General features: G+C 63.5%; 14 protein-coding genes. 7 read left to right on the top strand and 7 right to left on the bottom strand.

Translation table 11 applies throughout. The annotated features are described in order from the left end of the window. Positions 1 to 4: 4 nt before the first annotated feature. Positions 5 to 454, bottom strand: a complete 450-nt coding sequence (gene gspG, locus J3P88_RS14360) for a type II secretion system major pseudopilin GspG (protein ID WP_186704911.1) — start codon at positions 452 to 454, stop codon at positions 5 to 7. A gap of 148 nt (positions 455 to 602) precedes the next feature. Between gspG and gspI the strand changes: the two genes are divergently transcribed. Next, on the top strand, positions 603 to 977 hold the full coding sequence (gspI, locus tag J3P88_RS14355; RefSeq protein WP_434576036.1) for a type II secretion system minor pseudopilin GspI: 375 nt from the start codon (positions 603 to 605) through the stop codon (positions 975 to 977). Positions 978 to 1108: 131 nt separating this feature from the next. On the opposite strand, the gene J3P88_RS14350 is transcribed toward gspI, so the two are convergent. Continuing rightward, complete coding sequence (locus J3P88_RS14350; protein WP_434576034.1) at positions 1109 to 1552, bottom strand: type II secretion system protein N; 444 nt, start codon at positions 1550 to 1552, stop codon at positions 1109 to 1111. A 117-nt stretch (positions 1553 to 1669) separates the two neighbouring features. Here J3P88_RS14350 and gspH point away from each other — a divergent pair, with 117 nt between their 5' ends. Both gspH and J3P88_RS14340 read left to right on the top strand, forming a co-directional pair. Further along, positions 1670 to 2122 carry a type II secretion system minor pseudopilin GspH gene (gspH, locus tag J3P88_RS14345; RefSeq protein WP_186704908.1) on the top strand — a complete coding sequence of 151 codons (453 nt, stop codon included), beginning with the start codon at positions 1670 to 1672 and terminating at the stop codon, positions 2120 to 2122. Continuing rightward, positions 2119 to 2730: a PulJ/GspJ family protein gene (locus J3P88_RS14340; protein WP_434576032.1), complete on the top strand. Its 612-nt coding sequence runs from the start codon at positions 2119 to 2121 to the stop codon at positions 2728 to 2730. Before gspH ends, J3P88_RS14340 begins: the two co-directional genes overlap by 4 nt. Before the next feature lie 253 nt (positions 2731 to 2983). Here the strand turns inward: J3P88_RS14340 and J3P88_RS14335 are convergent, their stop codons facing one another. Genes J3P88_RS14335 through J3P88_RS14325 form a run of 3 tightly spaced genes read right to left on the bottom strand, consistent with a single transcriptional unit; the run spans position 2984 to position 5137 of the window. Then, on the bottom strand, positions 2984 to 3925 hold the full coding sequence (locus tag J3P88_RS14335; RefSeq protein ID WP_411387500.1) for a FecR family protein: 942 nt from the start codon (positions 3923 to 3925) through the stop codon (positions 2984 to 2986). Between the two features lie 37 nt (positions 3926 to 3962). Then, positions 3963 to 4508, bottom strand: coding sequence for a sigma-70 family RNA polymerase sigma factor (locus tag J3P88_RS14330; RefSeq protein ID WP_053119708.1), 546 nt, complete (start codon positions 4506 to 4508; stop codon positions 3963 to 3965). Continuing rightward, positions 4505 to 5137 (bottom strand): secretin and TonB N-terminal domain-containing protein, encoded by a 633-nt coding sequence (locus J3P88_RS14325; protein ID WP_186704980.1) that lies wholly within the window; start codon positions 5135 to 5137, stop codon positions 4505 to 4507. The genes J3P88_RS14330 and J3P88_RS14325 overlap by 4 nt, the downstream gene beginning before the upstream one ends. 205 nt (positions 5138 to 5342) lie before the next feature. Between J3P88_RS14325 and J3P88_RS14320 the strand changes: the two genes are divergently transcribed. After that, entirely contained in the window at positions 5343 to 5684 is a 342-nt protein-coding gene (locus J3P88_RS14320; RefSeq protein ID WP_434576030.1) for a hypothetical protein, read from the top strand. A 136-nt stretch (positions 5685 to 5820) separates the two neighbouring features. Here J3P88_RS14320 and J3P88_RS14315 read toward each other — a convergent pair whose 3' ends face one another. Next, on the bottom strand, positions 5821 to 6261 hold the full coding sequence (locus J3P88_RS14315) for a carboxymuconolactone decarboxylase family protein (RefSeq protein WP_186704905.1): 441 nt from the start codon (positions 6259 to 6261) through the stop codon (positions 5821 to 5823). Between the two features lie 195 nt (positions 6262 to 6456). On the opposite strand from J3P88_RS14315, the gene J3P88_RS14310 reads away from it, so the two are divergent. The 3 genes from J3P88_RS14310 (at position 6457) to J3P88_RS14300 (ending at position 9011) form a co-directional block, all read left to right on the top strand. Continuing rightward, on the top strand, positions 6457 to 7890 hold the full coding sequence (locus tag J3P88_RS14310) for a PLP-dependent aminotransferase family protein (protein ID WP_434576028.1): 1434 nt from the start codon (positions 6457 to 6459) through the stop codon (positions 7888 to 7890). Positions 7891 to 8011: 121 nt separating this feature from the next. Further along, positions 8012 to 8305: a putative quinol monooxygenase gene (locus J3P88_RS14305; protein ID WP_122566412.1), complete on the top strand. Its 294-nt coding sequence runs from the start codon at positions 8012 to 8014 to the stop codon at positions 8303 to 8305. A 301-nt stretch (positions 8306 to 8606) separates the two neighbouring features. Beyond that, positions 8607 to 9011: a cupin domain-containing protein gene (locus tag J3P88_RS14300; protein ID WP_434576026.1), complete on the top strand. Its 405-nt coding sequence runs from the start codon at positions 8607 to 8609 to the stop codon at positions 9009 to 9011. Positions 9012 to 9197: 186 nt separating this feature from the next. Here J3P88_RS14300 and J3P88_RS14295 read toward each other — a convergent pair whose 3' ends face one another. After that, the gene (locus J3P88_RS14295; protein WP_434576024.1) at positions 9198 to 14066 is read right to left on the bottom strand and encodes an NAD-glutamate dehydrogenase; all 4869 of its coding nucleotides are present in this window, start codon (positions 14064 to 14066) and stop codon (positions 9198 to 9200) included. Positions 14067 to 14076 lie beyond the last annotated feature (10 nt).

The raw sequence follows: 14076 nt of genomic DNA, 5'->3' as shown, positions 1-14076 counted from the left end.
GCCCTTATAACTGCCAGGAGCCAATGTCGGCATTCACGCCGTCGCCGTCAGGCTGGCCGTCGGCCCCCAGGGAAAATATATCGACTTCACCGTTGGCACCGGGGTTGAGGTAGTTGTAAGGGCGTCCCCACGGATCATTGGGCAGGCGTTCGAGGTAGGAGCGCCAGGTGCCGTTTTTCGCATCGGCCGGTTTCTCCACCAGCACCTTGAGGCCCTGGTTCATGTTCGGGTAACTGCCGTGGTCCAGGCGGTACAACTTCAAGGCTTGCATCAGGCCGCCAATGTCCTGTTTCGCCGCCGTTGCCCGCGCCTGGTCGGGACGGTCAAGCACCTTGGGCACCACCATCGCCGCCAGGATGCCGAGGATCACCACCACGACCATGATTTCGATCAGGGTGAAACCCAACTGCCCACGAGGGCCTTGGGAACGGGCGTTGTAACGGGCAATCTGCATCTCGACGGTCCTTCGCTGGATTCGATTCGAGGCGCAGTGTTGCAAGAAAATATGTCAGTGATATTGAAATTGCTCAGGAGCTTGCGTCGTCAATCGGTCACGAACGCCGGCTAGCCTTGAAGGCTGCCCTCGCTCTAGAGCCCGTGTCATGCCACGCCCTGCTCCGCAAGCCGGCTTCACCCTGATCGAAGTGCTGGTGGCCCTGGCGATCATCGCCGTGGCCATGTCGGCCGCCGTGCGCGTGGCCGCCGTGATGACCCAGAGCAGCGGCTTGCTGCGAGACAAATCCATCGCCCTGCTCACCGCCCGCAGCCAACTGGCACAACTGCGTCTGGAAGGCGGTTTTGCCCCGGGCTCGAAAGTGTTCGAGTGCGACCAGGGGCGCTTGCGGCTGCGCTGCGAACAGACCCTGCGGCCGGCGGAAAACGGTCGGTTGCTGCGGGTTGAACTGAGCGTGTCGGACCGCACGCGTGAAGCACCGCCGTTGGCTCGATTGGAGACGTTGGTCAGCCGGGAGAAATAAGGAGAGGCAATGCGATCCCCTGTGGCGAGGGAGCTTGCTCCCGCTGGGCCGGTCCGACGCCTCGGGCGAAGCGGCCCCAAGATCCTGCGGTCGCTACGCAACCGAGCGGGAGCAAGCTCCCTCGCCACAGGTCAGCGCTGGTTTTCGGAGTGGGTCAGCGAGGGCAAACTCACTGAATCCGGCAACCGCGCCAGGACCAGTCGGGTCTGTTCGTTGCCGCGTTCGATGACCACCGCCTGCGCCTCGATCGCCACCAAGCGTACCCCTTGGGCCACGCGCTCACCCACCAGGAAACTGCGCGGCGGTCCGTCGTTGAGGCTGAGGATCGCCACGGAAGCGTGGCTGCCGGCCATCACGCCGCTGACCTTGATGTCCACCGGTGCCGGTTGGTTGGAGAACCATTGCAGCGCCGGGTTATCGGAACGCTCGGCCATGCGTTGCGGGGCGACGTCCGGCGTGCGCGACTCGGCCGACGTGAGCAGCAGCGACGACCAGGTCGCCACCCCGGCCAACGCCGCCAACAAGCCCACGACCTGGACGATTTGCGCCGGGGATACACGCTCGATGAACGCCATGGCCTGAATCTCCTTGTCTTGATTCCAGCTTGCAGCGTACGCGGCAATTCTCTCCGTTTTATTTCACATCCTTATCATCTTCGCCGTGCAGGATGAGGCTCACGCAAAGGAGCGCCCATGAACCTCGGCAAGCAACGCGGTTTCACCCTGATCGAACTGATGGTCGTGCTGGTGATTGTCGGCATCGCCAGCGCCGCCGTAAGCCTGAGCATCAAGCCGGACCCGTTGAAATTGCTACGCCAGGATGGCGAACGACTGGTGCAGCTGTTGCAACTGGCCCAGACCGAAGCCCGAACCGACGGGCGGCCGATTACCTGGCGCTGGGACGCCAAGGGCTTTGGCTTCAGTCGCCGCGCGGATCAAGGCACTGGGGCCGATCGCTTCGAGGACGACCCGCAACTGCGTCGTCGGCGCTGGCAGAGCCCGTCGATGGAGGTTCGCGTGGAGCCCAGGCAGCGGGTCGTGCTGAATGCCGAATGGATCGGCGAACCCTTGCAGATCCGTTTGTCGGACGGCCAGAACAGTCTCACCGTGCAACGCAGTGCCGCCGGGCGGGTGCAACTCCAATGAGCGCGCGGGAGACCGGCTTCACCTTGCTGGAAGTGATGGTGGCGATCCTGCTGATGGCGGTGGTCAGCCTGATCGCCTGGCGCGGGCTGGACAGCGTGACTCGGGCCGACAGCCATTTGCAGGCCAGCACCGAACAGACCGAAGCGTTGCTGCGGGTCTTGAATCAACTGGAGCGCGACGTCGACCTGCGCGCCAGCATCGAGCTGAGTGAACCGGTCAAACCCGGCGTCGACGACGAGCCCTCCACCGCCCCACCCGCCTTCACCGTGCGCAGCACCGAGGGCCGGGGCTTTCGCCTGGATGTGATCCGCGTGGCGGCGGCCCAGGAAGGCGAGTTGCAACGGGTGCGCTGGTGGCTCAAGGGCGACACGCTTTACCGCGCCCAAGGCCAGGCCCGCAATCGCTACCCCCTGCCCGCACCCGGCCCGGGCGTGGCGGTGCTCAGCGACGTCAGCGACGCCGGGCTGCGGTACTGGGACACGGAAAAAGGCTGGCGCAAACTCAGCGGCAACCGCCAGGAAAACCCCGCGGGCATCGAGATCAGCCTGACTCGCCAGACGCCTCAGGGGGCTGAAATCTATCGACAGGTGCTTGGACCGCTGGAGTAGGTAGTTATTGGACCCTAGCACTGGTCCTTGTGGGAGCGGGCTTGCTCGCGAAGAGGCCTGTAGGCTCGACATCAATGTCGGGCTTGCTCGCGAAGAGGCCTGTAGGCTCGACATCAATGTCGACTGTGATGCCGCCTTCGCGAGCAAGCCCGCTCCCACAGGGTTATTGAATGAACCCAAGATTTGGGCACAACACAAATCCACTGTGGGAGCGGGCTTGCTCGCGATGAGGCTCGCCCAGGCACCGCGAGGCTCAGCTCAGCACCACCACCCCACCCGGCAATTCGGTACATTTGGCGCCGTAGGCATCGCGGATCAACAGCGCCACGCCCGCCAGTTGGTCGAGGCGAAAGCGTGCCTGGACCTTGCGCTGGCCCAGCTCGCGGTTGAGCAGCAGCAACATGCCGGGGCGATAGCGGTTGATTTCATCGATGACGCTGGCCAGGGTCGCATCGTTGAAAACCAAGACCTGCTCACGCCAGGCAACGGCCGCCGACACATCGGCACGCTCGGGAGTGCCCACCTGGCGCGGGTCGTAGGTCAACTGCATGCCCGGCTCCAAACGAAACCGCTGGCCTTGCACCTCGACCTGCACCACGCCCTCCAGGCAAGTCGCGCAGACGCTCTGGTCGGTGTAGCGGATGTTGAAGCGTGCCCGGGCGGCGCTGATCCAACCGGCGCCGGCCTGGACGCTGACCACCTGGGCACTGTGCCCCTGCACTTCAATCTCGCCACTGAGCAATTCCAACCCTTGCCCGCCATCGGCCAGCGAACGGTGACTGAGGCGAGTCTGGGTATTGAGTTCCAGGCTGACGCCCTCGGCCAGTTCCACCCGGCGCTGTTCGCCGACGTCGGTGACGTAGTCGGCCCCCAGCCCGGAGACACCGCCGGGCACCGTGGCGCGGATCAACAGGAACGCCGCCGATGCAGCGATTGCCCCACCCAACAACGCCCGCCGGCCGAAATGCCGGGGCGCCTGCAATGCGGTGGCGGCGGGTTGCAGCCCCTGCCACAGTGCCTTGGCCTGCTCAAAAGCCCGCGCATGCTCGGGGCTTTGCCCGCACCATTGGCGCAAGGCCCTGGCATCGGCCACGGTGGCACGTCCCGAGGTCAGCAGGATCAGCCAATCTCGGGCCTCGCTGGCCAATCGGGCCTGGGGCGTGGCGTCAGGGGAAGCGATGCTGAAGATGTTCAAGCGCACACACACTCATGAAAGGGTCGGGTCTCTACTCTCAAGACGGTTTTCCCGCGCCGGGACCGAACCGCTGAATAACTTTTCTTTCCAGGCGCAGGGCGCAATGCCCCAGCGCCGCCTTGATTTCCTTCTCCACCATACGGGTGGAGATACCGAAGCGCTGGGAGATTTCCAAGTGCGGCGCTTCTTCCAGGCGGGCGGCGATGAAAATCCTGCGACGCCGCGCCGGCAGTTCGTACAAGGCCTTGAGCAACGTCTGCAACTCCTTCTGCCCACCCACCACCCGTGCCGGGTCCAACGCTTCATCCGAGACCTGCAGCAACTCCTCGATTTCATCCCCCGTGAGCAAGCGTGCATCGGCCTGCCGACGGTCAGCGGCAATGTTCAGGGCCATGCGATACAAATAGGCATTGGGCTGGGCGATGTCCGACGTGTCGACCATCCGATCGACCCGTAGGTAGGTTTCATGCAGCACGTCGTTGGCCAGCTCCTCGGAACCCAGGCGCCGGCGCAAGCGCACCCGGAAATCCTCATAGGAGGTGAGGAACAGCTTCACCAACGGGCTGCGGCCGATGTCTTTCATCGCCCGGGCACCCCTTCCCCTGTTGTGCATTCCATGCTTCTTCCTGATGAGTCGGGTAACAAAAGCAGGGTCACCGGCTGGCGCAGCGAACTGGGCGCCGGGCGGTCGATCCTGAGGTTCTGCAAGCTATCGACCAAGGCCTTGTCCCGCATCAGGTCGCCCGTGGAACTGACCAGGCGGCTGTGCTGGACCACGCCGTCCCGGCCGATCCACATTTGCAGCACCGCCCGGAAACTGCCCGGGCGGGTCAACGGTGAACCACATAAATTGCGCTGTATGACCGTCTGGATGGCGGCTGCGTAATTGCTGTCGCCCAAGCCCGGGGTTACGCCGGCAGGCAACGGCACCTCGCGGACCCGCACCGGCTGCAACGTAAACGCATCCGCCCGGGCATAATGCGCCGCCAGCCCGGTGCCGCTGAGCAACACCCGCAACCCTTCGGAAGGCGTGAACCGCCCCCGCACGCCCAGCGTATGGCGCTGGTCCGATAGCTGCTGGTCAACCAGCACGGCCATGCCGGTAAAACGACTGAACTGTTCCAGCGCCGTGGTCAATTCCTGGGGCGCGATGTCCAGCTCTACCCAGTCGACTGCCTGGGCCGGCGCACTCAGCAGACACAGCAACACCACCAGCCACCCCAAGGGCGCCCCGGTCAATCCACGTCCTCGTCCGCCCTCGGCTCTGCCCTGCTGCACGACTGACGTATCCGTTGAAAATCGTCATCCTGAGGGGTGTTTATGAATGTCGTATGACAACTGATACAAATCCTCCAGGCCGCACTAGACTGATGCCCTGACAACGAACCGTCTTGCATGGCGGACCAGGAGGTCGGTGATGAAACAGTGGACGAAAATGGCGGCAGGCCTCGGGTTGCTCTTGGCCATGCCCTGGGCCCAGGGCGAAGAAGCCCCGGGCTGTATCGAGGTGACCGTCGGTGGCTACAAGACGCCCGACTACAACTGCCTGAGCCGGCAGATGGGTAATGACCCCGAGGCCGCAACCGCAGCGCAACGGGCCCAGGAGACCATGAACGTGCCAGTCAACGAACGCGCGCCGAACAGCGTCGGCCTGGCGACCCCGGCGGCCACGGGGGTGCGCATGGGCAATACGTTTGGCACCTCGGTCAAGCCCCAGCGGCCGCCGGTGCCGGCCAACACCTCACCGCTGCCCAAATAACGACACTGCTTTTTGTGGCGAGGGAGCTTGCTCCCGCTGGGCTGCGAAGCGGCCCCAAGATTTTGCGGTCGCTGCGCAACCGAGCGGGAGCAAGCTCCCTCGCCACAGGGATCACTTCAGAGCCTGATCCAGATAGTCAGCCACCCGGGCTCTGGCGAAAACTCACCGCCAGCCGGTTCCAGCTGTTGATGGTGCTGATCGCCAGGGTCAGGTCCACCAGTTCCTCCTCGCTGAAGCAGGCCCGGGCCTGGGCGTAGACGTCGTCGGGGACTTGGCTTTGCGCCAACAGCGTCACCGCCTCGGTCCAGGCCAGGCCGGCCCGTTCGCGGGCCGTGAAGAAACCGCTGTCGCGCCATACCGCCACCGCGTAGAGCCGCCGTTCGGTCTCGCCCTGGCGTCGCGCCTCCACCGAATGCATGTCGGTGCAGAAGGCGCAGCCATTGAGTTGCGAAGCGCGGATCTTTATCAGGTGCAGCAGCGCCGGTTCGATACTCAGGCGACTGGTCAGGGCTTCCAGGCCGATCATGGCCCTCATCGCCCCGGGGGATGCAGCGTAGTAATCCAGACGCGGGCTCATGGCGGGCTCCGTGGCGTTCGAGCGTTCCACGGTAGGCCCTGGGGTCGGTCAATGACAGGTCCAATTCGGCGAAAAAACCGGAGACAAGTCCAATCGACGGGATTTTCCCCACGCAACTTCAACGCAATCGCACAATGCGGGTAATCTTGCGCTTTTGACGCTGGCCGCCGAACAATCGCCCAGGAGCTTGCGGGTATGGAACTTCATGTTGTCATCAACGGCCGCAAGGACCTGTCGGGCCAGTTGTATCAACAATTGCGCAGTGCCATCGAGAGCGGCCGCCTGGCCGCCGGCACCCAGCTGCCGCCCAGTCGCCTGCTGGCCGAGCAACTGGGTGTTTCGCGCAAGACCGTTTCCGACACCTACGCCCAACTGACCTACGAAAACTTCCTCACTGGCATTATCGGCAAAGGCACCTACGTCAATGCGCGGCCCGCCAAAGTGGTACGCAAGCAAAGCCACCGCGAACTGGCCGGTGCCGATGTCGTCGAGGCCTGGCGCACCATGCCCGACCTGATGCGCCATCCCACCCTCGAAGGTGCGTTGCGCTACGACTTCATTGGTGGCGCCACCGGCAAAGGGCAGTTTCCGCTGGACGACTGGCGGCGCTGCACCGCCCACGCGCTGCGCCAGATCGCCAGCGCCAAGGGCTTCTACAGCCAGCCCGAAGGCCTGCCGGCGCTGCGCAATGCCATTGCCCGGCATATCGCGTTTTCCCGCGGGGTCAGTTGCCAGGACGAAGACGTCGTGGTGTGCAACGGCGCGCAGCAAGCCCTGGACTTGATCTCGCGGGTGTTGACCCGTCCCGGCAGCCTGGTGGCCATGGAAGACCCCGGCTATCCGCCGGCGCGGTTGCTGTTTGGCTCCCAGGGCGCCACGGTGGCCGGGGTGCCGGTGGACGATCAAGGCCTGCGGGTGGACCTGATCCCCGACGGCACGCGGTTGATCTACGTGACGCCCTCTCACCAGTTTCCCCTGGGCATGCCCATGAGCCAGGCCCGTCGCGAGGCGTTGCTGGCGCGGGCCTATGAGTTGGGGGCGATCATCATCGAAGACGACTACGACAGCGAATTCCGCTACGAAGGGCGGCCCGCCGATTCGTTGCAGAGCCTGGATGAACGCGGGATCGTGGCGTACGTCGGCACCTTCTCCAAGACCCTGTTGCCGGAGCTGCGACTCGGTTATGCGATCCTGCCGCCGGCGATCCTTGAAGCGGTGATCCTGGCCAAGCGCCTCACCGACCAGCACACCTCCACCCTGCCCCAGTGGGCGTTGGCGAAATTCATCGCCGAAGGCTGCCTGCTCAAGCACATCCGCCGCTGCCACACCCTGTATGCCGGGCGCCGCGAGCGGATCCTGGCGCGCATGGCCGGGGACTTGTCGCCCTGGTTCGAGGCCGTGCCGACCACCGCGGGCTTTCATATGGCGGTGTTGTGCAAGGTGCCGATGGACCTGGCGCTGGTGATCGAGCTGGCGAAAAAAGCCGAGGTCGGGCTCTACAGCCTCGAGGGGTTTTTCAACGACGTGCCTGTGCGACCGGGCCTGTTCTTCGGTTTCGGTGCGATCGAAACCCTGGACATCGATGTCGCCCTGGACCGCTTGCGCGACATTCTGCAGCAGGTGGCTTGAGAATTGGACTGGGCATTTATCCGCCCATTGGCTGTTTGAGCCTTGCGCCGCCAGGCCTATCCTGCACGGGTGTCATTGATCGTGAATAACCACCGTCCGACTTGATTCAGGAGCCTGAACAATGTCTCGCCAAGTGATCAATACCGTACAGGTGCAAGCCGCCGCCGGTCGCTCGGAAGAACTGGGCCGGCAATTGCAGCAAATCGTCGAGACCTTGCGCGCCCTGCCCGGCTGCGATGCCTATCTGGTCGACCGTTGCCCCGACGATGGCGACCGCTGGAACGTCAGTGCCCGCTGGCAATCGGAAGCGGCCATGCAAGCCCACTTCAACTGCCCGGAAGTGCAAGGTTTCATCAGCCTGATCGACAACCGCCTGGCTCGAAGCGTGGATTTCAATAGTTTTCCGATTGTCTGAGACCACGAATCTATTCCTGCCAAGCACTTCACCCTGTGGCGAGGGAGCTTGCTCCCGCTCGGCTGCGCAGCAGACGCAAGACTCTGATTGAATGCGCCGCCTGTGTTGGGGCGGCTTCGCCACCCAGCGGGAGCAAGCTCCCTCGCCACAAAAGCTCCATCGGCCAATGGCTTCATCGACCCAGCCAATTGGTCTACCCACCTTCCGAAAGATTGGACGTTTGCTTGCCCCGCCTCGGGGCTTAGGGTGAGTCCATCGCCGCGCCAGCGCGAAATCACTCGAAACCAAATAGGCCATCCCCATGAAAACACTCTGTCTGCTCGCCGCCCTCAGCCTGCTGCCCATTACCCAGGCCTACGCCCACGAAGCCGCGCCTTCGGAGAAGGTCACGGTGCTGCAGGAGCAAATGCTGAAAAATGTTCCAGGTAAAAAAACCATGATGCTGACCGTCAACTACGCCCCCGGCCAAGCGTCCATTGCCCACAAGCACGAGGGCACGGCCATGGCCTATGTACTCGAAGGCGCCATCACTTCCCAGGTCAAGGGCGAGGCGGCGAAGACCTACAAAGCCGGGGAATTCTGGTATGAAGCGGCGGGTTCCGAGCACCTGGTGTCGAAAAACGCCAGCGCGAGCCAACCGGCTAAATTGCTGGTGTTCATGGTGATGGGCGAGGATGAGGCGGTGTTGATTCCGTTGAAAAACTAACTCGCCTAGACGCAGTCCCCCTTGTGGGAGCGGGCTTGCTCGCGAAAGCGGTTTCCCTGTCTAAGCGTTGTTGACTGACCCACCGCTTTCGCGAGCAAGCCCGCTCCCACAGGGGCCCACAGTGGATCTTAAAAACAAAAAAAGCCCCGCATCTCTCAATGCGGGGCTTTTTCATTCAACGTCGGATCAGTTGGCCGTCACGACCGCCTGACCACTCATTGCCACGTCCAGCAGCTCGCGGTTGGCGACCGCGTACATGGCATAGTCGGTACCGCTGGCAGCACGGATGTCCACCAGCATGGCGCGCCAGCGCTCGACCATCTCGCGGTGCTGCTCCAGCCACAGTGCCAGGCGCGTTTCCACGTCCTGGGCGCCATCGCCCTCTTGCAGGACCGAGATGGTGATTGCCCGCTGTTGCCAGTCGACATCATCACGGAACGCTTCACGGGCCAGTGCCTGCCAGTTGTTTTCCACCGGCAGTGCGCTGATCTGTTGCAGGTACCAGGTGATGTCCAGGGCGCTGCCCACGGCGAAGTAAGCCTTGGCCACGTCGGCGGCGTTCTGACCGGTGACGTCAGCCGCCTCGATGATCGGCAGCAAGGTGTACAGGTGCGTCGTGCCGGCAACCATGCGCGCCAGCAGCTCCGGCACGCCGGCGGCCACGTAGGCCTGGTAGCGGGTCTGCCAGCCTTCGCGGGTCGGACCTTCCAGCAGTTCGTCGAGCTTGAGGCCCAACGCGGCCAGGTGCGGACCGAAGTGAGCGACGTCACGGGCAGCGTTCTGCTCGTTGCGGCGGCTGCGCAGGAACCAGCGCGTGGCGCGACGGCCCAGACGCATCAGCTCGTCCATCAGCTCCAGTTGCACGTCGGCCGAGACCTGGTGGTCCAAGGCTTCAATCTGACGGAACCAGTGCGGGAGATGGAAGATGTCCCGAACGATCACATAGGCACCGGCCACGTTCGCCGGGCTCATGCCCGTCGATTCTTTCAACCGCTGGACGAAGGTGATGCCCATGTGGTTGACCAGGTCGTTGGCGATCTGGGTGCTGACGATCTCGCGTTTCAGGCGGTGACGACGCATGGCTTCGGAGAACTTGCTCACCAGCGTTGGCGGGAAAGCCGTCTCCATGTCACGGGTCAGGTAGTCATCGTCCGGCACCAGGGAGTTGAGCAGCGCTTCCTTGAGGTCGATCTTGCTGTAGGAGATCAGCACCGACAGTTCGGCACGGGTCAGGCCATGGCCCGCCGCGACACGTTCGGCCAGTTGCTCTTCCGTCGGCAGGAACTCGATGGCACGGTCCAGCTTGCCCCGGGCTTCCAGATCGTTCATCAGGCGCTTGTATTCGGCGATCCGCACGAAGGCGCGGCGTGCCGCCAGGGACAGGGCCTGGGTCTGCTTGTAGTTGTTGCCCAACACCAGGCCACCGACTTCGTCGGTCATGCTCGCCAGCAACTGGTTGCGTTGCTTGTCGGTCATGTCGCCGGCCTGCACCACTTCGTTGAGCAGGATCTTGATGTTCACTTCGTGGTCGGAGCAGTCCACGCCACCGGCGTTGTCGATGAAGTCGGTGTTGGAACCGCCGCCATTGAGGCCGAACTCGACGCGACCCAGTTGGGTCATGCCCAGGTTGCCGCCCTCGCCCACGACCTTGCAGCGCAGTTCGTTGCCGTTCACGCGCAGCGCGTCGTTGGCCTTGTCGCCGACATCGGCGTGGCTTTCGCTGCTGGCCTTGACGTAGGTACCGATACCGCCGTTCCACAACAGGTCCACCGGCGCCTTGAGCAAGGCGTTCAGCAGTTCGGTCGGGGTCAGTTTGTCGGCCTTGATGTCGAAGCGCTCTTTCATCTGTGGCGAAATCGCGATGCTCTTCGCGCTGCGCGAGAAGATACCGCCGCCTTCGGACATGATGCTGGCGTCGTAGTCGGTCCAGGCCGAACGCGGCAGGTCGAACAGGCGCTTGCGCTCGGCAAAGCTGCTGGCAGGCGTAGGGTTCGGGTCGATGAAGATGTGCAGGTGGTTGAAGGCCGCGACCAGTTGCAGCTTGTCGGACATCAACAAGCCGTTGCCGAACACGTCGCCGGCCATGTCGCCGACGCCCACCACGGTGATGCTGTCTTCCTGGACGTTGATGCCGCGCTCGCGGAAGTGACGTTGCACACCGACCCACGCGCCCTTGGCGGTGATGCCCATTTTCTTGTGGTCGTAGCCGGCCGAACCGCCGGAGGCGAACGCATCGCCGAGCCAGAAGCCGTAGTCGATGGCGATGCCGTTGGCGATGTCGGAGAAGGTCGCAGTGCCCTTGTCCGCCGCCACCACCAGGTACGGGTCATCGTCGTCATGGCGCACGACGTTGGCCGGCGGTACCAGCGCGCCGTCCTTCAGGTTGTCGGTGATGTCCAACAGGCCCGAGATGAAGATGCGGTAGCAGGCGATGCCCTCGGCCGCGATCTCGTCCCGGCTGCCGCCCAGTGGCAGGCGACGCGGCAGGAAGCCGCCCTTGGCGCCCACCGGCACGATCACCGAGTTCTTCACTTGCTGGGCTTTTACCAGGCCGAGCACTTCGGTGCGGTAGTCTTCTTCACGGTCGGACCAGCGCAGGCCACCGCGGGCAACGTTGCCGAAGCGCAGGTGCACGCCTTCGACCCGTGGCGAGTAGACGAAGATTTCGAACTTCGGCACCGGCTTCGGCAGTTCCGGGATCAAGTGCGGGTTGAACTTGAAGCTGAAGTAGGACTTGTTCTGGCCGTTGGCGTCGGTCTGGTAGAAGTTGGTCCGCAGGGTCGCCTTGATCAGGTCCAGGTAACGACGCAGGATGCGGTCTTCGTTGAGTACCTGCACCTCGTCGAGGGCCGAGAGGATCGCTTGCTCCAGGCGCAGCTGCTTGTCTTCCAGGTCATCGCCGCTGAGCTTGCGCGCCAGATAGAAGCGGGTCTTGAACAACCGGGTCAACTCGCGCGCGATGTCGGTGTGGTTGTTCAGGGTGCTGGCGATGTAACCCAGGTCGAAGCCCAGGCGGATCTGCTTCAGGTAACGAGCGTAGGCACGCAGCAATGCCACGTCGCGCCATGGCAGGCCGGCGGTCAGCACCAGGCGGTTGAACGCATCGTTCTCGGCATCGCCACGCACGATGTGGACGAAGGCGTCCTGCAAGGTGTCGTTGAGTTGCTGGATGTCGAGGTCCAGGCCTTCGGCGGCGGTGAAGGCGAAATCATGAATCCAGAATTCGCGGCCGTTGGTGTGGCGCAGGCGGTACGGGAATTCACCCAGCACGCGCAGGCCGAGGTTTTCCAGGATCGGCAGCACGTCGGACAGCGCCAGCGGCGTGTCGGCGTGATACAGCTTGCAGTGCAGCTCGCGCTGGCCGGAAACCTGGCCCAGCGGCTGGTAGAAGCTCATCACCAGCGGATTCTTTTCGTTCAGGCTCAGCAGGTGCTGCATGTCGACCACGGCCGAGTGCGCGGCAAAGCGCTCGCGGTAGCCGGCCGGGAAGCCTTTCGGGAAGTCCGACAGCACGTTGGTGCCCTGGGCTTCACCGAAACTCTCGATGACCAGGCTGGCGTAGTCGTCCTTCCAGCTGCGGCAGGCCTGCACGACTTCTTTTTCCAGCAGCAACGGGTCGATGTCGATGCGGTTCTTCGGGTCCACCCGCAGGATCAACTGCACGCGGGCCAGTACGGACTCGGAGAAGAAGGTCCAGAACTCGCAGTCCGAGGCCTTCAGGCGATCCATCAGCACTTGCTGGATCTTCTGGCGCACTTCGGTGGAGTAGATATCACGCGGCACGTAGGCCAGGCAGTAGCAGAAACGGCCGTACGGGTCTTTGCGCAGGAACACACGAATCTTGTTGCGTTCCTGGATCTGCACGATGGACATGACGGTGCTGAACAGCTCGTCCACCGGGGTCTGGAACAGGTCGTCGCGAGGCAGCACTTCGACCACCTGGGCCAGTTCCTTGCCCAGGTGCGCCTTGGCCTGGAAGCCCGAGCGACGCTCGATTTCCGCGACCTTGCGGCGGATGTACGGGATGACCCGCACGCTCTCGCCATACACCGAAGAGGTGTACAGGCCCATGAAGCGGCATTCCTTGATGACCTTGCCGTTGGCGTCGATTTCACGGATCGACACGTAGTCCGGGTAGGCCGGACGGTGCACGCGGCTCGGGTGCGCGGCCTTGGCGAACGACAGCGGCGTCGGTTCGCGCAGGTAGTTGACGGCGTAGTCTTCGATGCGCAGGTCCTCGGCGGTCAGGCCGGCGCGCAGCAACTTGGTCAGGCCGAGGAACGAATCGGGGTTGTACTCGATGTGGCCGCCATCGGCCTCGTCGCGCACCACGAACTCTTCGTAGCCCAGGAAGGTGAAGTGGTTACCCACCAGCCATTCCAGGAAGCTCTTGATCTCGCTCTTTTCATCAGCGTCGATGGCGTAGGCGCTGCTGTCCAGGCTGTCGAGGATTTCCTGGACCTTGGCTTTCATCGGTTCGAAATCGGCCACGGCCACGCGCACTTCGCCCAGCACTTGCTCAAGTTCCTTGCTCAGGACGTTGAGTTCGGCGGCGTTGGCGCAGCGGTCGATTTCCAAGTACATCAGCGACTCTTGCAGCACGTCGTCGCCCTGGGTGCCCTTCGGCAGGATCTCCAGCAACTCGCCCTTGCTGCCGCGACGCACGCTCAGGACGGTGGTTTGCAGGGTATGGATGCTGTAGCCGCGACGGTTCAGCTCGGTGCGGACCGAGTCCACCAGGAACGGCAGGTCGTGGTGCAACACTTCCACGGCCGTGTGGGTCGACTGCCAGCCGTGGCGTTCGTAATCGGGGTTGTAGACGCGCACCTGCGGTTGCGTGTGGTCGAAGCGCTCAAGCAGGCGCCAGGCAGACAGGGTGCAGCCGGCGAGGTCGGACAACCGACGCTGGGTAAGTTCATCGAGGGAAATGATGCCGAAGAATTGTTCAGCGAACAGCGCCACTTGTGGCAGTGCCTGTTCACTGATGTGCTGCGCCAGTGCCGCTTGCAGTTGGTGCTGGAAGTCGGCTTTGCTGGCTGCGGTGAAGAACGCCATCTGTGGTACT

The sequence above is a fragment of the Pseudomonas sp. Z3-6 genome (assembly GCF_051131985.1).
GTDB classification, from domain to species: domain Bacteria; phylum Pseudomonadota; class Gammaproteobacteria; order Pseudomonadales; family Pseudomonadaceae; genus Aquipseudomonas; species Aquipseudomonas zanjanensis.
This window is presented reverse-complemented; position numbering and strand designations above follow the sequence as displayed.